17 protein-coding genes are annotated in these 21,909 nt (G+C 35.4%); 13 read left to right on the top strand and 4 right to left on the bottom strand.

The features are described 5' to 3' along the window. Nucleotides 1-32 precede the first annotated feature (32 nt). Nucleotides 33-716 carry a response regulator transcription factor gene (locus BMY39_RS00255; protein ID WP_092573953.1) on the bottom strand — a complete coding sequence of 228 codons (684 nt, stop codon included), beginning with the start codon at nucleotides 714-716 and terminating at the stop codon, nucleotides 33-35. Continuing rightward, the gene (locus BMY39_RS00250) at nucleotides 709-2,253 is read right to left on the bottom strand and encodes a sensor histidine kinase (RefSeq protein WP_092573948.1); all 1,545 of its coding nucleotides are present in this window, start codon (nucleotides 2,251-2,253) and stop codon (nucleotides 709-711) included. The genes BMY39_RS00255 and BMY39_RS00250 overlap by 8 nt, the downstream gene beginning before the upstream one ends. A gap of 169 nt (nucleotides 2,254-2,422) precedes the next feature. Between BMY39_RS00250 and BMY39_RS00245 the strand changes: the two genes are divergently transcribed. From BMY39_RS00245 to BMY39_RS00225, 5 genes are all read left to right on the top strand, one after another. Beyond that, the gene (locus BMY39_RS00245; protein ID WP_092573946.1) at nucleotides 2,423-2,788 is read left to right on the top strand and encodes a hypothetical protein; all 366 of its coding nucleotides are present in this window, start codon (nucleotides 2,423-2,425) and stop codon (nucleotides 2,786-2,788) included. A 2-nt stretch (nucleotides 2,789-2,790) separates the two neighbouring features. After that, the gene (locus tag BMY39_RS00240) at nucleotides 2,791-3,615 is read left to right on the top strand and encodes a GLPGLI family protein (protein ID WP_092573945.1); all 825 of its coding nucleotides are present in this window, start codon (nucleotides 2,791-2,793) and stop codon (nucleotides 3,613-3,615) included. A 103-nt stretch (nucleotides 3,616-3,718) separates the two neighbouring features. Further along, nucleotides 3,719-4,570 (top strand): GLPGLI family protein, encoded by an 852-nt coding sequence (locus BMY39_RS00235; protein WP_092573943.1) that lies wholly within the window; start codon nucleotides 3,719-3,721, stop codon nucleotides 4,568-4,570. A gap of 129 nt (nucleotides 4,571-4,699) precedes the next feature. After that, nucleotides 4,700-5,542, top strand: coding sequence for a GLPGLI family protein (locus tag BMY39_RS00230; RefSeq protein ID WP_092573941.1), 843 nt, complete (start codon nucleotides 4,700-4,702; stop codon nucleotides 5,540-5,542). 17 nt (nucleotides 5,543-5,559) lie between these two features. Next, complete coding sequence (locus tag BMY39_RS00225; RefSeq protein ID WP_092573939.1) at nucleotides 5,560-8,265, top strand: TonB-dependent receptor; 2,706 nt, start codon at nucleotides 5,560-5,562, stop codon at nucleotides 8,263-8,265. A gap of 270 nt (nucleotides 8,266-8,535) precedes the next feature. On the opposite strand, the gene metK is transcribed toward BMY39_RS00225, so the two are convergent. Further along, the gene (metK, locus tag BMY39_RS00220) at nucleotides 8,536-9,789 is read right to left on the bottom strand and encodes a methionine adenosyltransferase (RefSeq protein ID WP_092573937.1); all 1,254 of its coding nucleotides are present in this window, start codon (nucleotides 9,787-9,789) and stop codon (nucleotides 8,536-8,538) included. A 474-nt stretch (nucleotides 9,790-10,263) separates the two neighbouring features. On the opposite strand from metK, the gene ilvD reads away from it, so the two are divergent. From ilvD to BMY39_RS00180, 8 genes are all read left to right on the top strand, one after another. Next, on the top strand, nucleotides 10,264-11,952 hold the full coding sequence (ilvD, locus tag BMY39_RS00215; protein ID WP_092573935.1) for a dihydroxy-acid dehydratase: 1,689 nt from the start codon (nucleotides 10,264-10,266) through the stop codon (nucleotides 11,950-11,952). 101 nt (nucleotides 11,953-12,053) lie between these two features. Continuing rightward, nucleotides 12,054-13,787 (top strand): biosynthetic-type acetolactate synthase large subunit, encoded by a 1,734-nt coding sequence (ilvB, locus tag BMY39_RS00210; protein WP_092573933.1) that lies wholly within the window; start codon nucleotides 12,054-12,056, stop codon nucleotides 13,785-13,787. Between the two features lie 10 nt (nucleotides 13,788-13,797). After that, nucleotides 13,798-14,331 (top strand): acetolactate synthase small subunit, encoded by a 534-nt coding sequence (ilvN, locus tag BMY39_RS00205; RefSeq protein ID WP_092573931.1) that lies wholly within the window; start codon nucleotides 13,798-13,800, stop codon nucleotides 14,329-14,331. Between the two features lie 73 nt (nucleotides 14,332-14,404). Further along, nucleotides 14,405-15,880: a ketol-acid reductoisomerase gene (gene ilvC / locus BMY39_RS00200; RefSeq protein ID WP_092573929.1), complete on the top strand. Its 1,476-nt coding sequence runs from the start codon at nucleotides 14,405-14,407 to the stop codon at nucleotides 15,878-15,880. A gap of 168 nt (nucleotides 15,881-16,048) precedes the next feature. After that, nucleotides 16,049-17,317, top strand: coding sequence for a threonine ammonia-lyase IlvA (gene ilvA, locus BMY39_RS00195; RefSeq protein WP_394333956.1), 1,269 nt, complete (start codon nucleotides 16,049-16,051; stop codon nucleotides 17,315-17,317). A 155-nt stretch (nucleotides 17,318-17,472) separates the two neighbouring features. Beyond that, the gene (locus BMY39_RS00190) at nucleotides 17,473-19,065 is read left to right on the top strand and encodes an NADP-dependent glyceraldehyde-3-phosphate dehydrogenase (RefSeq protein WP_092573927.1); all 1,593 of its coding nucleotides are present in this window, start codon (nucleotides 17,473-17,475) and stop codon (nucleotides 19,063-19,065) included. Nucleotides 19,066-19,227: 162 nt separating this feature from the next. Next, complete coding sequence (gene azu, locus BMY39_RS00185) at nucleotides 19,228-19,743, top strand: azurin (RefSeq protein WP_092573925.1); 516 nt, start codon at nucleotides 19,228-19,230, stop codon at nucleotides 19,741-19,743. 93 nt (nucleotides 19,744-19,836) lie between these two features. Further along, a complete protein-coding gene (locus BMY39_RS00180; RefSeq protein WP_092573923.1) occupies nucleotides 19,837-21,075 on the top strand; it encodes an NAD(P)/FAD-dependent oxidoreductase in 1,239 nt (412 codons plus the stop codon). Between the two features lie 32 nt (nucleotides 21,076-21,107). Here the strand turns inward: BMY39_RS00180 and BMY39_RS00175 are convergent, their stop codons facing one another. After that, complete coding sequence (locus BMY39_RS00175; protein ID WP_092573921.1) at nucleotides 21,108-21,908, bottom strand: 3-keto-disaccharide hydrolase; 801 nt, start codon at nucleotides 21,906-21,908, stop codon at nucleotides 21,108-21,110. Nucleotide 21,909: the final 1 nt, after the last annotated feature.

The following is a 21,909-nucleotide window of genomic DNA, read 5'->3' as shown; positions in this document are numbered from 1 at the left end:
TCGGTTTGAAAAGTACAAAAATCAAACCACTTCTATAAAATTAACTTATAGCCATAACCGCGAACATTTATAATTTCAATGTTGGTATCTTTTTTTAGTTTTTTTCGAAGTTTGGTAATAAAGACATCCATACTTCTAGCTGCAAAAAAATCATCGGTTCCCCAGAGCTTATTCAAAATTAAAGAGCGATCTAAAACCTTATTTTTATTTTTTATCAAATGAAATAACAAATGTGCTTCGCGGTGCGTAAGCTGAACTTTATCTTCAGATTGAAACTGCAATGTTTGTTTGGGAAAATTAAAGGTGTAATCGCCCAATATGATAATTTCTGATTGTTGTTGCTCTTTGCTGCGGTTCAATAAATTATTAATGCGAACAATGAGTTCCTCCATACTGAATGGCTTTTTTAAATAATCATTACCACCAATGGTAAAACCTTCCACAACATCTTGCGTTTGCGATTTTGCAGTTAAAAAGATAATAGGAATAGCATCATCAATTTCGCGAATTTCTTTAGCCAAGGTAAAACCATCCTTTTTTGGCATCATCACATCAAGTACCAACAATTCAGGATTAATAATGTGATATTGTTTTAATGCTTTTTCACCGTCTTCACAGAGTGTCACCTTAAAATTTCTGGTTTCAAGACTTTCTTTTATGATTTGGCCCAAAGCAGGCTCGTCCTCTGCTAATATAAGTTTTACCGGGTTAGCCATTGGGTATGGAAATTTTAAATGAGGTTAGATTTTCGCTTAAATCAAGAGCAATAGTACCGTTATGTTTATTGATAATGGTTTTGGTATAATATAGCCCAATGCCATAGCCTTTAACGTCGTGTGTGTTGCCTTTTGGAATGCGATAAAACTTTTCGAAAATTCTATGTTTGTTCTCTTTCTTTAATAAATTTCCGTTGTCAGAAATTGAAATTTGAACGCTATTGCTACTGGATTTTAAGTACACCGAAATATCATCACCACCATATTTCACAGCATTATCTAAAATGTTGTTCAAGGCATTTTCAAAGTGAAACACATCAGCATGTATTACTATATTTTCACTATCAAGATGTAAGTTGAAGTTTTTGTTTTGACGTTGAGTTTTGTAGCGGTTAACCATTGTGTCAAGCAAATGCGACACATCAAGCGGTTCTTTGTTGAATTTTAAAGATTCACTATCTAAGGTTGCAGTTTCCAGTAATTTTTCTACCATTAAATTAAGTTTTGATAGCTGGTTAGAAGACATATCTACATATTGCTTTGTTTTTTCTTTGTCTTCAATCACGTTAAAATTACTAATGCTCTCTAAAGCAACACCAATGGTAGCAATAGGCGTTTTAAATTCATGGGTAATGTTACTAATCAAATCGTTTTTAACTTCTGCCAACTGCTTTTGTTCCTTTATTATTTTTAATAGAAAAAACAAACAGCTAATAACCGCTAAAACCAAAAGTGTGGAGATTAAAATAGCACTTATCCCTTTTTTAAAGGCTGCCCAATTAGCATTGTCAAAGGATACTCCAAGCGTACTGCCTTTTGGTAAAAAGGTGGATTTTGAAGTAACATTCAATGTGTTGTTATTCGCGGATGAATCAACCGCTTTGGTTGTTTCATTTGTTGCTGAAGAGAAAAAACGCGGAAATCGTTCTATGGGTTTGCTGTAGTTTATCTGGTAATTTAAATCAATCTGTTTGTCTTTTAAGTTTAGTTGCAATAAGCTGTCAATTGCAGCTACGTTTAATGTGTCTTTATTAATTGAGATAATTACTTTAGAGGTTAATAATTTAAATTTATTAGCTATTGAGTCAGCTTTCAATAGGTGAACTTGTTGGCGCTGTTTCGATGAATCCTGTTTCCAAAATGGGAATTTGTTATTCTTTTCTTTAGGCAGTAAAGAGTCAGCTTTTAACCCTTTAATAATAGTTATACCTTCAATAGAATTTAGGTTTAAGGAATCTATTCCTTTAAATGTTTTATCATTTTCGTCAATAGATTTTGAGATTTTTTCTAAAATTCCACCTTCGCTAAAGACGTTTTTTTGATTTTCCCCCTCAAAAGTTAAGCCTAAGGTGGTTTTTTGAGCTAAATCGGTGTAATAATCGTCCACCACTTTATCTAAACTCGTTTGTACATCAATAATAAGTTGCTGTTTATTAGAAAGATAATTTTTATAGTTCCAATAGGCTTGTATACCAATGGTAGCTATAATTACAGCAATAATTATATAGAGAATGTATGTATATCGTTTATCGTTCATACTTCAAAAGTAAAGGGAAAAACCCTTAAAAACTAATCGGTTAACACTCGTTAACACTGGTTAACTTTCATAACCGTTTTTGCTTATGATATTTGTACCACATCAATCAAAGAACGACTACAGTTGTTTTTATAATCAAAAAAAGTATTAATCTTAAAAATCAAAACACATGAAAAATTTAGTTACAATTTTAGCACTTATTAGTTTTACGTTCGCTTCGGCTCAAAACACTACTTTGGAAGGCGATATTTCAAAAGATAAAGTGACATTCGAAAACCTTAATATTTCTGTAACGGTTAATTCGGCAGAGGATATAAAAAGAACATTTGATGTTAGTGACATTAAAAACATTGTTTTAGATGTTGATGACAATGAAGCGTTGAGTTTTACAGTTACATGCGAGAATACAGCCGAAAATTCAAATAGTCACCTAACGTATAAAGTAAAAGGTAATACTAATGATTTAGATGGTTTTATTAAAAGCATTAAATTGATAAGAAAATCGGCAATCAAATATTACAAAAACAAATCATAATTATGAAAACCTTAGTATATATAATCATTGTTTTCACGCTATTGGTAGTGTCAAAGCTAGAAGCGCAAGAATTCCAGGGGGTTGCTACTTATAAATCACACCGAAAAGTAGATTTGAAAATGGGAGATGATAAAATGGATAATGCCCAACAAAAAATGATTCAGGAGCAGTTAAAAAAGCAGTTTCAGCGCGAGTACACCTTAGAGTTCAATACATATGAGTCTATTTACAAGCAAGAACAAAAGCTTGATGCACCGCAACCTCCAAGTTCGGGTATAAGTATTAAAATAGTTCAAGGTGACGATATAATGTATAAAAATATTAAGGAGCGACGTTACACCAATAAAACTGAACTTTACGGGAAATTATTTTTAATCAAAGATTCATTAACCAGCAGAACATGGCAATTAGTTAATGAAACTAAAAATATAGGCGAGTATACCTGTTACAAAGCTATTTTTGAGGATGAATATACCACTAGAACCTTCAATGAAGAAGGGGAGTTCACAACCGTAACAAAACCACGCACCACCACGGTTTGGTATACGCCTCAAATACCTGTGAGTAATGGGCCTTCTAATTATTTCGGACTTCCAGGTTTAATTTTAGAAGTGAATGATGGAAAACTCACATTAGTATGTACCAAGATAGTTTTAAACCCAGAAGAAGTAGTCGAAATAGCTGAGCCTGCAAAAGGCAAAAAAGTATCTCAAGAAGAATTTGACGACATACAAGATAAAAAAACGGCAGAAAGGTTAGAAGAATTTCGATCCGTAAACAGTGGCAAGAAAAGTGGAGAACGTGTGATGTTTCACGTTGGCGGCTAAGAAACACTTAGTTTTTAGATGAATATGTTAGAAATATGTTATAAAAAATTATTTTGTTTAATAATTATCTATATTTGTTGAACATTTTAAATCTAACAGCATCATGAAGTCAGTTAAGTTCGCCATAGTAATTTTTTGTTTAAGTTTTATAGTGCCAGTTTCTATAAGTGCACAAGAGTTTCAAGGTAAGGCAGAGTATGTTTACAAAGCTCAGATGAATTTGGGGCGTTGGGGTGCAAAAATGAGTGAAGCCCAAAAGAAGCAGATTGCTGCACGTTTAAAAAATAGACTGGAAAAAACATACATTTTAACGTTCAACAAGGAAGCATCGGTCTATAATGAGTATGAAAAATTGGATGCTATGTCTGGAGCAACTGATTCTTGGGGCAAGAATTTTACGCCAGGGGAACAGTACAAAAACGTAAAGACCAATACCTTTGTGCAAGACCAAGAGTTTTATGGTAAAAAGTTTTTAATAGAAGACAAATTATTGAAAATTGATTGGAAGATAAGTGCCGAGACAAAGCAAATTGGTAATTATACTTGTATGAAAGCTACAGCCATGATACCTACTTCAGAATTGTCGTTCTGGGAATTTTCTTGGAGCCAATTGCGTCAGGAAACAAACGAGGATGAAAATGATTCGTCAGATGCGAATTCTGAAGATATAGAAGAAGAGATTCCTATGACAGAAGTAGAAGCTTGGTATTCGCCGCAAGTACCAGTAAGTCAAGGGCCATCAGAATTTTGGGGTTTACCTGGGTTAATTTTCGAATTAAATATTGGTACAACTACCATATTATGTTCTAAGCTGGTAATGAATCCTCAGGAGAAAATAAAAATTGAAGCACCAAATAGAGGTCAAGAAGTAACAAAAGCAGAATACAAAGAAATCATCTTCAAAAAAATGAAGGAGTTTCGTGATAATAGAGTTGGTAGACGTTACAGTCGATAATTTTAACAATATTTTAATACAATAGCTTTAAACTTACAGGTTTTGGTTTAGTCAAATATAAACGTCTTTCAGAAAGAAATAGTTTCTTTAGGAGCATATATTTTAAGATAACATCAAACACTAATTATCATGACAAAAACCACTGCAGTGCGTTCAATTCCTCTTTTATTTTTAATCTTTTCACTAGTCATAAATGCTCAAGAGTTCCAAGGTAAAGCTTATTATATGTCTAAAACTTCAGTAGATATGAGCAACTTTGGACGACCAAATATGTCTGAAGACCAAAAGAAACGAATGGCAGAACGCTTAAAGCAAATGTTTGAAAAGACCTTTATTTTAGACTTTAACAAAGTAGAGTCGGTTTATAAATTAGATGAAAAATTAGAAACACCTGGGCAAGGTCAGGGTGGAAGATTTGGTTCTGTAATGTCCGGTGCAATTGATGGTGTTACTTACAAAAACATTAAGTCTAAAGAAATTTTGAGTGAACATGAACTCTTTGGAAAACTGTTTTTAATAAAAGATGATATTCCTGAGTTAGATTGGAAAATGACTGGAGAAACCAAGCAAATTGGTGGTTATACCTGTTTTAAGGCTACGGCAATAAAAACATGGAAAGATTTTGATATGTCTAGCTTTAGAAGACCTTCTGATACTACTGAGGATAAAGATGATGAAGCAGAACAGGAAGCAGAACAACCCATTACAATAACAGCATGGTACACTATGCAAATACCTGTAAATCATGGTCCAGATTTCTACCAAGGCTTACCAGGTTTAATTCTGGAGATTAATACCGATAAAACTACCATGTTGTGTACCAAAATAATATTAAATCCAGAGGATAAGGCAACTATAAAAAAACCATCTAAAGGAAAAGAAGTAACAAAAGAAGAATACGTAGATATTGCCACGAGCAAGTTCCAAGAAATGAGGGAAAATTTTAGGAGGGGTGGAGGCTCTAGGCGATAGATAAACAACCAAAAACCATGAAATTAAAACTAACCATAGTATTTACATTATTAGTAACCCTGGGCTTTTCGCAAGTTAAACTGCAAGGGGTTGTAAAAGATAGTATAGGCAGCCCGTTAGAATTGGCAAACGTTATGGCACTTAACCAAGAGACGAATGCCATGGAATCTTACGGAATTACGAACGAGAAAGGGAAGTTTGTGTTAACACTAGGTAAAAATTCTCAGTACAAACTGCAAGTGAGCTATATCGGTATGAAAACGTTCGAAGAGATTATAGAAACCACAGATGCAAATATTGATAAAGACATCACCATGGTTACTGATAATGCTTTGGATGCGGTAGAGCTAACTTATGAAATGCCAGTAACTATAAAAGGCGATACGTTGATATATAATGCAGATTCTTTTAAAAACGGTACAGAGCGAAAGCTGGAAGATGTATTGGAAAAATTACCTGGTGTAGAGGTAAATGACGAAGGCCAAATTGAAGTTGAAGGCCAACGTGTGTCTAAAATTATGGTAGATGGTAAAGATTTTTTTGATGGCGACACCAAATTAGCTACCAAAAACATCCCATCCAACGCTGTGGATAAGGTACAGGTGCTTAAAAATTATGCCGAAGTTGGTCAATTAAGCGGTGTAACCAATAATCAAGATAACTACGCCATAAATATTAAGTTAAAAGAAGGAAAAAAGAATTTCTGGTTTGGTAATGTAACTGCGGGTGGTGGGTCGTCGCCAGATGATGAGTTGTATCTCGTGCAACCCAAATTGTTTTATTACAGCCCTAAATATAGCATTAACATTATTGGTGATTTGAATAATACCGGAGAACCAGCACTTTCACGACGCGACTTAAGAGGTTTTGGCGGCGGTTTTAGGTCTCCAAGTAGAGATAGTGGTACCAGTTTAAATTTAGGAAACAACGATTTAGGGTTTTTAGCAACCCAAAACAATCGCGCTCAAAATATTGAAAATAAACTGGCTTCGGCGAATTTTAGTTATTCTCCAAATAGGGCTTTAGATATCAGTGGTTTTGGAATTTTTAATAGTAGTAGTGTTGATATCCGACAGATAAGATCTGTGCAATATACAAATCCGAATTTGGGAATTCCCGATGAAGATACAGATCAAATCACGTCACAGCGTTCAGATATTGGATTGGTGAAGCTAAGTGCCACGTACAAGCCTAATTTTAATAACCAAATGGATTATGATGTGTTAGGACGCGTAACAAAAGAGTCGCAAGAGCAGAACTTCTTTTCATCGGTTATTGGAAACACAAACCAGTTTGAAGACAACACGCCCTATAGTATCAATCAGAATTTAAATTATTACTACACCCTAAACGAAACCAACATTTTTGCTTTAGAGGTACAACATTTGCTACAGGATGAAGACCCATTTTATAACGCAATTTTAGAGGATAAGGATAATTACGAAAATACAGCAGATGCCTTAGGTTTAGATCCAGATCAGATAGGATACAACATCAATCAAACCAGACGTGTAAAAACCAATCAGTTAGATGCTAAATTAGACTACTGGAACGTTTTAAATGATAAGAGTAACATCAACCTAACCTTAGGTGCTATTTCCAGTAGGCAAGATTTTAATTCTAATTTATTTCAAATTTTGGACGATGATTCTAATTTTGATCCCACACCAAACTTCAACAATGGTATAGCTATTAACGACATTGTATATAGCTTTAGCGATTATTATTTAGGAGCGAAATACACCTTAAAAGCTGGAATTTTTACCTTTATGCCCGGGGTTTCCGCGCATGCTTACAGATACGGTAACGATCAGTTTGGTCAAGAATTCCAAGATAATTTCGGATTGCTATTACCAAGTTTCGAAACCCGTATGCAATTTAAAAAGAGCGAGAGTTTAACACTCAGGTACACTATGCGTAACCAATTTACCGATGTTACGCGATTAGCAAGTGGTATTGTATTAAATGGGTTTAATAGCATTCAAGTAGGTAATCCAGAGTTGCAAAATGCATTAACCAATAACGTTAGTTTAATTTACAGAAGCTTTAACCTGTTTAACTATACCAATGTGTTTGCTGTTGTAAATTATAGTAATGCAGTAGACCAAATACGCTCTATTTCTAATTTTGAAAGTGTAGTGCGTACCAATAACTTTTTTAATTCTGGTTTTGCCGACGAAAGTGTTACGGCTTTTGGGCGTTTTCAGCGTACATTCGGTAAGTTGAGAGCTAGTATCAATACCCGTTTTAATTACAGTAAGTTTAATCAGTTTATCCAAGGGGAGCGCTCTATTAATGAGAATTTTCAGCAATCTTATACACCAGAGCTAAGAACTAATTTTAGGGAGGCGCCAAATTTTGAAATCTCTTACCGTTACGCGGTAAACACAAACCAGCAAGGTGGGCGAAGCACAACCTTTACCACTAATGCCCCATCTATTGAGTTTGATGCCTATATCTGGAAGAAATTCACATTTTTAACCGATTATGCATACACACGCCAAAGCAATCCAAATGGGTCTCCACAAGAGTTTGAAATATGGAATGCTTCCCTGTCTTACAGAAAAGACCGTGATGCAAAATGGGAATATACCCTTAAGGCGACCAACCTGTTAAATGCCACGTCTTTAATACAAAACGGTAATAATAATGTATCTGTATTTACTTCGGAATATTTTATACAACCAAGGTTTGTGACGTTTCGATTAAGATATGAGATTTAGGAGGTTCGTTTACCAGTCTCGTATATCTGTAAGTTAAGGGCTTATATCCGCCAGTAGACATGAATAGTGTAAAATTTTTACAAATTCAAGATGAGTTTCAATAAAAAAAACGGTATTTAAACCGTCTTTTTTTATTCAAAATTTTATGCAACTCAAAAAAGCTGCACAAAATGCGCTGTTAATTCAATGGACTGTGGATATAAATTTAAAACCTACTCGTTGTATTCAGAACGAAATAGTGCTTTTTTGAAGTTGGTCTTTAGTAGTCAGTTACAAGTTAAACACATGCTTCACCTTATCCACAAAATCCAACTTTTCCCAAGTAAACAACTCCACATCAAGCGTTGTGCTTTCGCCATTAGGTTGTTCAAAGGTTTTTGTTACGGTTCTGTTAGTGCGCCCCATGTGGCCATAAGCGGCTGTTTCACTGTACATGGGCGACCGTAATTTTAGTCGTGTCTCAATCGCGTAAGGGCGCATATCAAAAATTTGTGACACCTTTTCAGCAATTTCGCCATCGCTCAAGTTTACTTTTGAAGTGCCATAAGTATCAATAAAAATACCCATAGGTTCTACAACACCAATAGCGTAACTTACTTGCACTAAAACTTCATCTGCAACACCTGCTGCCACTAGGTTTTTAGCAATATGTCGCGTAGCATATGCTCCACTTCTATCTACTTTGCTAGGGTCTTTCCCAGAAAATGCACCACCACCATGGGCACCTTTGCCGCCGTAAGTGTCTACAATAATTTTACGCCCTGTTAGGCCCGTATCTCCATGCGGACCGCCAATTACAAATTTCCCGGTGGGGTTGATATGATACTTAATATCGCTATTAAATAAGGTTTGAATCTTTTCAGGAAGTTTAGCAACCACGCGCGGTATTAAAATTTCTACGATGTCCTTTCTTATTTTTGCCAACATGGTATCATCATCGGCAAACTCATCATGTTGTGTAGATACTACAATAGCATCAATGCGTTGCGGTACATTATCGTCACTATATTCAATGGTTACCTGACTTTTAGAATCTGGTCTTAAGTAGGTGATGTCTTTGTTTTCACGACGTAGCGCCGCCAATTCAATTAAAATGCGATGCGATAAATCTAAAGCCAAAGGCATATAGTTTTCGGTTTCGTTGGTGGCATAACCAAACATCATCCCTTGGTCTCCGGCACCTTGTTCCTCTTTGGTAGCACGATCTACACCTTGATTGATGTCTTCAGATTGTTCATGTATTGCCGAAAAGACACCACAGGAATTCCCATCGAACATATACTCGCCTTTGGTATATCCAATTTTGTTTATAGTATCCCTTGCAATTTTTTGCACGTCAAGATAGGTATGTGATTTTACCTCGCCAGCAAGCACTACTTGTCCCGTAGTTACTAGAGTTTCACAAGCTACTTTTGAGTCGGCATCAAAGGCTAAAAAATTATCAATTAAGGCGTCGCTTATTTGGTCGGCAACTTTATCTGGATGTCCTTCAGAAACACTTTCTGAAGTAAATAAATATGGCATACTATTTTGTTTTCGAAGTAAGATTTGACGGAAAACGTCTCAGGAGTTTACACTGCCTTTAGCATTTTTGCTTACACGATTTTTGTGGTGTAAAGAGGTTGCAATCAGTCAAATCTTTCCTCTATGATTTATCGATGTGCAAAAGTAAAAAAAATAAGAGAAATATATGCGTTATGGCAAAAAGATATCGTGCAAACCAAGATCACTAGCTGGCAGTGTAAAACCAAAAAAAAATTTTCATATTCTTTTTTGGTTTTGAACATCATAAAAAAATAGACTTAGTATGCTGATAAACAGCAATATAATAGATTTTTAGGGGTAGTGAATTTAACCCATTAAAATTTGCTACGACCTATAGTAAGTGTATAAACATTTATTTTCGTTAACTGAAATTTAAGATTAATGTTAAAAGTCTTAAATCGATTGAATAATTTTTAAAAAGTCTATTTAAAACCAAAATTATTTTCACCAAAAATGCAAGAACTCAATAAATATAGTAAAAGATTAACACAAGATGAATCGCAACCGGCATCACAGGCTATGTTGTATGCTGCAGGGTTTACCGATGATGATATGAACAAGGCTCAAGTAGGTATTGCTAGTACGGGTTTTGATGGCAACCCTTGTAATATGCACTTAAACAGGTTGAAAGATGAGGTTAAGCTAGAGTGTAATATTGCAGGTTTAGTTGGTTTAGGTTTTAATACTATTGGTGTGAGCGACGGAATTTCTATGGGAACTTCTGGGATGAATTATTCTTTGGCTTCTAGAGATATTATTGCAGATTCTATAGAAACTGTAATGCAAGCACAGAGTTACGACGCTTTAGTTGCGGTTGTAGGTTGTGATAAAAATATGCCTGGAGCAGTAATTGCGATGTGTCGTTTAAACCGTCCGTCTATAATGATGTATGGTGGTGCTACGGCATCAGGTATGTACAAAGGCAAAAAACTAAATATTGTTTCGGCTTTTGAAGCTTTGGGACAAAAAGTATCTGGAGAGATTGATGAAGAGGAATATAAAGAGATTATAAAACGATCTATTCCTGGAGCAGGGGCTTGTGGTGGTATGTATACTGCAAATACAATGGCATCTTCAATTGAAGCTATGGGGTTTGCGTTGCCTTATAATTCTTCTATTCCTGCTGAAAACCCTAGTAAATTATCGGAGGCAGAACGACATGCCAGAGCTATAAAAAACTTGTTGGAGTTAGATTTAAAACCACTGGATATTATTACTAAGAAATCTCTTGAGAATGCAGTTACAATGGTAAATGCACTTGGGGGTTCTACTAATGCAGTGCTGCACTTTTTAGCCATTGCATTTGCCGCAGATATAGATTTTACTCTTGAAGATTTTCAGCGTATAAGTGATAAAACACCGCTAATTGGCGATTTAAAACCATCTGGAAAATACCTGATGGAAGATGTTCATGGAATTGGTGGGACGCCAGCAGTAATGAAATATTTGTTGGATAATGGCTATTTACATGGTGATTGTATGACGGTAACAGGCAAAACGTTGGCCGAAAATTTAGCGGATGTAGCACCACTTCAGTTTGAAGATGATAGTCAAGCTGTCATTTATCCAAAGGATAAGGCATTGAAATCTTCGGGGAACATACAGATTCTTTATGGAAATTTAGCCTCGGAAGGTGCTGTGGCGAAAATATCTGGAAACGAAGGATTGCTTTTTGAAGGTAAAGCGGTGGTGTACAATAGCGAGCAAGAAGCCAATACAGGTATTAGTAAGGGCGAAGTGGAAAAAGGTGATGTTGTAGTTATTCGTTATGTTGGTCCTAAAGGTGGTCCTGGAATGCCAGAGATGCTGAAACCGACTTCTATGATTATGGGGGCAGGTTTAGGGAAATCTGTGGCCTTAATTACAGATGGTCGCTTTTCTGGAGGAACCCATGGTTTTGTAGTGGGGCACATTACACCCGAAGCACAATCTGGTGGTACTATAGCAATTATTGAAACAGGAGATAGAATTAAAATTAGTGCAGAAGACAATTCAATTAACGTGTTGTTATCTGATGAAGAAATAGCAAAAAGGAAAGAGGCGTGGGTAGAGCCACCATTAAAACATAAAAAAGGCATACTTTATAAGTTTGCAAAGTCCGTAGCATCTGCCTCTAAGGGTTGTGTAACGGATGCATTTTAAATATATAATATGATGTCGCCCTGAGCACTACTGAAATGAAAGTAAACTTTTATTGAAAGTATATAACGAAGTTAGCGAAGGGTATCATTAAATGACATATTATGAATACAGAAACAATAAAAAAAGAAGAAAACAAAACAGCTAAAACGGAACGTATTTCTGGTTCTGAAGCCATCATAAGATGCTTAATTGCTGAAGGCGTAGATATACTTTATGGGTATCCGGGAGGTGCAATTATGCCGGTTTATGATGAGTTGTTTAAATACCAAGACAGAATACATCATGTATTGACGCGTCACGAGCAAGGAGCCGCACATGCAGCCCAAGGGTATGCCAGAATTTCAGGGAAAGTTGGTGTTGCTATGGCCACTTCAGGCCCAGGAGCCACAAACCTAATTACTGGAATAGCCGACGCACAAATAGATTCTACACCTATAGTATGTATTACGGGGCAAGTGCCTTCACATTTATTGGGTACAGATGCATTTCAGGAGACTGATATTGTTGGTATTTCTACACCAGTTACAAAATGGAATGCTCAAGTAACCAAAGCATCTGAAATTCCAGAAGTAATGGCAAAAGCATTCTATATTGCTAAAAGTGGAAGACCAGGGCCAGTATTGGTTGATATTACAAAAGATGCACAGTTTGAAGAATTTGATTTTAAATACGAAAAGTGTACAGCTGTAAGAAGTTATAATCCTGTTCCAAAAACGGATAAAAACATTGTGAAAGCTGCTGCAGAATTGATTAATAACGCCAAAAAGCCAATGATAGTTTGGGGTCAAGGTGTTATTTTGGGTAAAGCTGAAGAAGAGCTAAAGGCTGTAATTGAAAAATCTGGAGTTCCAGCGGCTTGGACTATTTTAGGAGCTTCTGCAATTCCAACATCACATCCATTAAATATTGGTATGGTGGGGATGCATGGTAACTATGCGCCTAACAAGTTAACTAACGAATGTGATGTATTAATTGCCATAGGTATGCGTTTCGATGACCGTGTTACTGGTGATTTAAATACGTATGCTAAACAAGCTAAAATTATTCATTTTGATATAGATCCAGCAGAAATCAACAAAAATGTAAAAGTTGATATTGCTGTGTTGGGAGATTCAAAAGAAAGTTTAGCATTATTGCATTCTGAATTAAAGGCAAATTCGCACGACTCTTGGCTTCAAGAATTCAAGGATTTATATGCTATTGAATATGAAGCGGTTATTAAGGACGATTTGTTACCTGAAAAAGAAGGCCTAACTATGGGTGAGGTTCTTAAGGAAATCAATAATTATAGTAATGGCGATGCTGCTATTGTATCTGATGTTGGCCAACATCAAATGATTGCGTGTCGTTATGCTGAATTTAATAAATCTAAAAGTAACATTACATCTGGTGGCTTAGGAACTATGGGGTTTGCGCTTCCTGCAGCTATTGGTGCTAAAATGGCTGAACCACAACGTGAAGTTGTTGCTATAATTGGAGATGGCGGTTACCAAATGAATATTCAAGAACTAGGCACTATTTTTCAACAAAAAGCAGCTGTTAAAATTGTGGTATTGAACAATGAGTTCCTTGGAATGGTACGCCAGTGGCAACAATTATTCTTTGATAAAAGATATGCCTCTACTGAAATGACCAACCCAGATTTTGTAACCATAGCAAAAGGCTATCATATTGAAGGAAAACGTGTAACGAAGCGTGAAGAGTTGGCTGATGCTGTAAAAGAAATGATGGAATCAGATGCATCATATTTCTTAGAAGTTTGTGTAGAGAAGGAAGATAATGTATTCCCAATGATTCCTTCAGGAGCTTCAGTTTCAGATATTCGTTTAAGCTAAACTAAAAAACATGAGTCAAGAAATAAAGACATTCACCATATCGGTTTACACCGAAAATAATATCGGACTGCTTAATCGTATTTCGGCTATTTTTCAACGTAGACACATCAATATAGAAAGTTTAACGACATCGCAATCTGAAATTAAAGACGTAAATCGTTTTGTAATTGTAGTAAAAATTACAGAAGATCAAGCAATTAAAGTTGTTCGCCAGATTGAAAAGCAAGTCGAAGCTATACGCGCTTATTACCATACGAATGAAGAGACAATTTTCACAGAGTCTTGTATGTTCAAAATAAAATCAGATTTACTGTTCGATGAACCACAAATTCAGAATATTATAAAAGATAGTGATTCTAGAATTGTAACAGTAAATAAAGAGTTTTTCGTTTTAGAAAAATCGGGAAGACGTTTTGAAATTGAAGAACTGAGAGAAAAGTTAGAGGCTTACGGTATTATGCAATTTGTACGCTCGGGTCGTATAGCTGTAACTAAAGATGAAATGAAAGTTTCAGAAATACTAGAAGAATTTAAAAATCAATAATAAACCAATATTAAATAATGCATCATAATCGTTTAAGATGCAAACAAACAGACTATTAAATCAATAAATAACAATGGAAAATTATTTTAACACACTTACATTAGCTGGTAAATTAAACCAATTGTCTAAATGTAGATTTATGGATGCCTCAGAATTTGCTGATGGCGTAAATGCATTGAAAGGCAAAAAAATTGTAATTGTAGGTTGCGGTGCTCAAGGATTAAACCAAGGCTTAAACATGAGAGATTCTGGTTTAGATATTTCTTATACCTTACGTGAAGCGGCGATAAAAGAAAAGCGTGCATCTTATGTAAATGCAACCGAAAATGGTTTTAATGTAGGGACTTATGAAGAGTTAATCCCAACAGCCGATTTAGTGTTAAATCTAACTCCAGATAAGCAACACACTAATGTAGTTAACTCGGTAATGCCTTTAATGAAAAAAGGTGCTACCTTATCGTATTCCCATGGATTCAATATAGTAGAAGAAGGTATGCAAGTACGTAAAGACATTACTGTAATTATGTGTGCACCTAAGTCTCCGGGATCTGAGGTTCGCGAAGAATATAAGCGTGGATTTGGCGTACCAACATTAATTGCAGTTCATCCAGAGAATGATCCAGAAGGAAAAGGGTTGGCGCAAGCAAAAGCTTATGCGGTAGCAACTGGTGGAGATAAAGCAGGTGTTTTAGAGTCGTCTTTTGTTGCTGAAGTAAAATCAGACTTAATGGGAGAGCAAACCATTCTTTGTGGCTTATTGCAAACAGGTTCTATTTTATGTTTTGATAAAATGGTAGAAAAAGGTATCGATCCAGGATATGCATCAAAATTAATTCAATACGGTTGGGAAACTGTTACTGAAGGTTTAAAATATGGTGGTATCACTAATATGATGGACAGATTATCCAACCCTGCAAAAATTAAAGCTTTTGAATTATCTGAAGAATTAAAAGACATTATGCGTCCGTTATTCCAAAAGCATATGGACGATATTATGGAAGGTGTGTTTTCTAAAAACATGATGGCAGATTGGGCACAAGGCGATAAAAACCTTTTAGATTGGAGAGCAGCTACGGCTGAAACCGCTTTTGAAAAAACACCAGCTGGCGATATGGAAATAAGCGAGCAAGAATACTACGATAATGGTGTACTCATGGTTGCTTTAGTGCGTGCTGGAGTTGAATTAGCTTTTGAAGCCATGACAGAATCTGGTATTATTGATGAGTCTGCGTACTACGAATCTTTGCACGAAACACCGCTAATTGCAAATACAATTGCTAGAAAGAAATTATTCGAAATGAACCGTGTAATTTCTGATACTGCGGAGTATGGATGTTATTTGTTCGACCATGCATGTAAACCACTTTTAGCTGATTTTATGAGAACCATTGATACTGACGTGATTGGTAAGCCATTCGCAAAAGATAATGGAGACGGTGTGGATAATGCTAAATTAATTGAGATTAATGCTACTTTACGAGCGCACCCCGTTGAGAAAATAGGAGCGTTCTTAAGAGAATCTATGACGGCTATGAAGCCAATAGTATAACAATTCAACTAAACTAGACAAACATTTTTTTAAATGTTGCAAAGCCTCACATGTGTAAAGTGTGGGGCTTTTTTAATAAAAGATTAAAAGTACGTTTTGTTGGTGTTAAAGGAAATAGGAGGTAAATTTTATAAAGACCAATTATCGTAATTCAACCTATTCGGGGTGATGTTAAGCATGAAAAAGACGATCTACTTTCCAACTATTGAATCTGTAAAACTTGCGGCGGAGACTATTAGAGATGTATCAGAAGTAACGCCATTAATAAAGAGTGTAAGACATTCTAAAGAATTTAATGCTGAGGTTCTGTATAAACGCGAGGATTTGCAACGCGTACGCTCATATAAAATTAGAGGGGCATACAATAAATTAAGTTCATTATCATCAGAAGATTCCAAAAAGGGAGTGGTTTGTGCAAGCGCAGGAAATCATGCCCAAGGCGTAGCGTTATCTTGTAAGCTATTACAAATAAAAGGTACAATTTTTATGCCCACCCCTACACCTAGCCAAAAAGTAAAGCAGGTGAAAATGTTTGGCGAGGAATTTATAGAAATAAAATTGGTTGGCGATACCTTTGACGATGCTTATCATGCGTCTATGGAAGAATGTGAGCAACTTAAAAAAACGTTTATTCATCCATTTAATGATAAAAAGGTTATAGAAGGGCAAGCAACGGTAGGGCTCGAAATATTAAATCAAGCAAAAGCGTCAATAGATTATGTTTTTGTGCCTGTAGGGGGTGGTGGTTTGTCCGCGGGTCTATCTACAGTGTTTAAGGTTTTATCGCCAAAAACCAAAATTATAGGAGTAGAACCAGAGGGAGCGCCTTCAATGTCGGTTTCCATCAAAAACAATAAAAACACCACTTTAAAGCATATAGAAAAATTTGTAGATGGTGCTGCAGTAAAGCGCGTGGGAGATTTAACGTTTCCCATTTGCAAAGGGAATTTACATGCCATGATTTCTGTACCAGAGGGCAAAATATGTCAAACCATTTTAGATCTCTATAACAGAGATGCTATTGTAGTAGAACCTGCCGGAGCCTTAAGCATCGCCGCTCTAGATTATTATTCAGAAGAAATAAAAGGTAAAAACGTAGTTTGCGTGGTAAGTGGTAGCAATAATGATATTACCCGCACAGCAGAAATAAAAGAGAGAGCCCTTCTTTATGAAAATTTAAAACACTACTTTATCGTAAAATTTCCACAACGAGCAGGAGCCCTTAAAGAATTTTTAGTAGAAGTTTTAGGGCCAAATGATGATATTACACATTTTGAATACACTAAAAAAAGTAATCGTGAAAATGGGTCAGCTGTGGTTGGTATCGAATTAAAGTCTAAAAATGATTTAGAGCCTCTTATTGCCAAAATGAAAGCGCTAAATTTTTATGGAGACTATCTTAACAATACGCCCGATTTATTTAGATTCTTAGTCTAAATCTTTCATTAAATAGAAATTATACTCAAACGATTTAGTTTGTTTTTTGTGTAAAATTGTCGTTAAATATTTAGTTTATCAGGGTTTTATCGACTTTTGTAATGTAGATGCGTTTCAATAATCAATATCTTAGCAGTACTAATAAATTAAATAAAATGAGTAATTCAGAGACCAATATTCCTAAAGCATATCAAATTGATAGTTTGTTGCACCAAAGCACATATTTAGTAGATGGGGAGTTGAAGCAGTGGCATGGTGATACCGCTGAAATATATTCTACAATTTCATCCACCAAAACGTATAAGCCAACCTTGTTGGGTACAATTCCGCAATTAGGTGAAACCGAAGCATTGGAGGCATTAAATTCTGCCACTACTGCCTATGATAATGGTAAAGGACTTTGGCCAACCATGAAGGTGGAAGATCGTATTGCATGTATGGAGAAGTTTGTGGAACAGATGAAAACAAAGCGCGATGAGGTGGTGAAGTTGTTGATGTGGGAAATAGGCAAAAATCTGCCAGATTCTCAAAAAGAATTTGACAGAACCATCGAATATATAAATGATACCATTGAAGCTTATAAAGATATAGATAGAGACTCAGCACGTTTTGAGAAACACTCTGGTGTACATGCGCACATACGCAGAGGCCCTCTTGGAGTGGTATTGTGTTTAGGACCTTATAATTATCCTCTAAACGAAACATTCTGCTTGTTAATTCCTGCTTTAATCATGGGGAATACCACCATTTTTAAACCAGCAAAACTAGGAGTGCTATTAATTTCTCCACTGTTAGAAGCCTTTCAAAGTAGTTTTCCAAAGGGTGTGGTGAATATTGTTTATGGACGCGGAAGGGTATTGGCAACACCAATTATGAAATCTGGAAAGGTTGATGTTTTGGCATTAATTGGTAATAGTAAATCTGCAAACGCATTACAAAGTCAACACCCTAAAGGCAACAGGTTACGAATGGTATTAGGGCTTGAAGCTAAAAATCCAGCAATTGTACTGCCTGATGCGGATTTAGATTTGGCTGTAGAAGAATGCATTGCCGGAACCTTGTCGTTTAATGGGCAACGTTGTACTGCGTTAAAGGTACTCTACGTTCATGAATCTATTGTTGAAGAATTTAACAGAAGGTTTGCCTACAAGGTAGACCAGCTTAAATTTGGAAATCCATGGGATGATGGCGCAAAATTAACACCGCTTCCCGAGGTTGATAAGCCAGCTTATATTCAAGAATTAATTGATGATGCAACTAAAAAAGGCGCAAAAATATTAAATAAAAAAGGAGGAGAAACTACCGAAAATTTTATTTTTCCAGCAGTATTATTTCCTGTGCGTAAAGCTATGCGCGTTTTTAAGGAAGAACAATTCGGGCCGGTTATTCCAGTAGTGCCATTTTCAAATATTGATGAACCGCTAGATGATATGGCAGAGTCTGATTACGGACAACAAGTAAGTTTGTTTGGTAAAAACGTCAATACGTTGTCTCCATTAATTGATACTTTAGTGAATTTGGTGTGTCGTGTAAATTTAAATAGTTCCTGCCAGCGTGGGCCTGATGTTTACCCCTTCACTGGTAGAAAAGATTCTGCAGTTGGTACATTAAGTGTTACTGATGCTTTGCGCTCATTTTCTATAAGAACTTTTGTTGCAGCTAAAAACAACGAATATAACAATGCCATTCTAAATGAATTGTTAGATAAAAAAACGTCTAATTTTATTAGTACAGATTATATTTTGTAACTCTGATATTTATTTGATAAGGTAACCTAGATAGCTTAAACACACATTGTTTTCCGTTGTTTAGAACGATTCTATTATAGGAGTAATTTTTTCACAATGCATGAAATCGTGAGCGGATATGGATGGTAATATTTATCTTTGCAAAAACAAAAAAGAAAGATTATGAAAACGATTAAATTTTTATTTACGGTAGTATTTACCGCATCGCTTTTGTTTAATTGCGGAGGCGATAAAAAGAAGGAGGAGCCAAAAGAAAAAATTAAATTAAGCACTAAAAAAGACGAAAAGAAAGTTGATGAAAATGTGGCTAATTTGGTGATTTCTGGAAATGACGCCATGCAATTTGATAAAAAAGAGCTAAAAGCAAAGGCAGGGCAAAAAGTAAAACTAACATTAAGGCATACAGGTAAGATGGATGTGAATGTAATGGGGCATAATGTTGTAATTTTAAAACAAGGCGTAAATATTACAGCATTTGGTAATAAAGCAGCTACGGCAAAAGATAACGGATATATTCCTGTAGATTCTGAAGGTGATGTTATAGCTTATACAAAAATTATAGGTGGTGGGCAAACCACATCCATCGAGTTTGATGCACCATCTGCGGGGATTTATGATTTTATGTGCAGCTTTCCTGGACATTATGCACTAATGAAAGGAAAGTTTATTGTAGAATAATATAGAACTTGAATTTTATTTAAAGTGCTTTATTGTAAAATAAAGCACTTTTTCATTTACAAGACTTAATTTTGTTTATAAAAGCTAGAGAAAATGGATAAAAATATTGTGATTGTAGGAGCAGGAATTAGTGGTTTAGTTGCAGCATTACAACTAGAGAAATATGGTTATAAACCCAAAATACTTGAAGCTGATAAGCGTGTTGGAGGGCGGGTACAATCTGATGTAGTAGATGGTTATACTTTAGATAGAGGGTTTCAAGTATTACTTAGTGCCTATCCTCTGGCTAAGAAATATTTAGATTATAACGAGCTACAACTTGAATCATTTGTTTCAGGATCATATATTTTTAAAAAAGGTAAGCAATTTTGTATTGGCGATCCTTTAAGAGATATTTCACTTTTATGGCCAACGCTTTTTTCTTCAGTAGGTAAGTTTTCAGATAAAATAAAAGTGTTTAAGCTTAATAGACTGCTCAATAAAAAATCCATCGATGCTATCTTTAACGACGAAGCATTAACCACACAGAAATATTTAGAACGTTTTGGATTTTCAGATGCCATCATAAATGATTTTTTTAAACCGTTTTTCACAGGTATTTTTCTAGAGACTGATTTAAAAACATCCTCAAGAATGTTCGAGTTTATCTTTAAAATGTTCGGCGAAGGCGAAGCGGTAATCCCAAAGTATGGCATTCAAGAAATACCTAATCAGTTACTATCTAAATTAAAGCAAACTACGGTTAAGTATCAGCAGAGTGTTGAAACCGTTAAAGAAAATACAATTGTTCTTAAAGATGGTTCAAATATTACATGTGATTATTGTATAGTTGCTACCGAAGCCTCCAGTCTCATTCCTAACATGACAAGGCATATAAATAGCTGGAAAAGCACGCAAACGCTCTATTTTGAAGTTGATGCTACTATGGTGTTTCAAAAACAAATCATAGGGTTACTTGCAGATGCTGAAGATGCACTAATTAATTCTATTTCTTTTCCTTTTTCTGAACATCACACTAACAAATTATTGTCAGTTAGTGTCGTAAAACGACATGGTCTGAGTGAAGAAGAACTTATCAAACGCATTATGGAAGAATTGAACCTTTACTTCAGTATTTCAACATTAAGACATTTAAAAACTTACACCATAGAAAAGGCATTGCCAGATCTTGCTAATGTGTCTTACAGCATTGATCCTTCAGAAACACAATTAACAGATTCTATTTACTTAGTAGGAGATACGTTACTCAATGGGTCGCTTAATGCTGCAATGCTTTCAGGAGAATTAGCCGCAAAGGCCATACACCAGAAAATAACTGGGTATATTGAATAACACGGGAAAGCGTATTTTTTAGAACCCCTTATTTACAATTCTAAAAGTTTAATGTTTTTAAACTCCACAGGATGACTTTCGCTTTGTAAAGAAATATAGCCGCTTTTTAGTGGTTGATTTTCTTTTGATTTCCATTTATCTCCTGTGTTAACAGCACCACCTCCAATATGAGGTTTGTTGTATTGTAAAACTTCTTTCCCGTTTATAAAATGTTTAATTATTGAATCGTTTCTAACTTCAATTTCCACATTTACCCATTGGTCGCCATGATAGGTTTTTGAAGACGATTGAATGATATGTTCTGTAATTAGCGAGTCTTTATAAAAAACATGGGTTCCAGGGGTGCATAAATTTCCCGTTGAACGCTCATCGATACCATTACCACCTAAAAGTTGCACTTCAATTGAAACAGGAAAGTTTTGTTCCAAACCCATGTTTTTGGGGTCTTCGCAATGAATCATTATACCACTATTTCGAAGCGCCCATGGCCTTCCTCCTGAAACTTGTTCACCTGTAAAACGGTAATCCATTTTAAAGCGATAGTTACTGTACGGATTTTTATAAAATAAGTGTCCAAATGCATTATTAAAAGAGTCATAAGCTTTATAGGATACTTTTAATATGCCGTTTTCAACTATAAATGTATTATTGTAATTGTCTCCGTAGGTGTAGCCCTTAATTTTGGGGGTCCAGCCATCTAGATTTTTCCCATTAAATAATTCAATCCACTTTTCTGTTTCAATAACAGATGTTTCATTTTGCTTTTGTTTGCAAGACTGTATCACAAAAAGCAATAGTACTACAACTGCCAATAATTTGTTTGAAAATTTCATC

This window comes from Hyunsoonleella jejuensis, from assembly GCF_900111025.1.
In the GTDB taxonomy this organism is placed as follows: Bacteria; Bacteroidota; Bacteroidia; order Flavobacteriales; family Flavobacteriaceae; genus Jejuia; species Jejuia jejuensis.
Note: the sequence above shows the minus strand (reverse complement) of the source record. Positions and strands in the feature narration are given on the sequence as shown.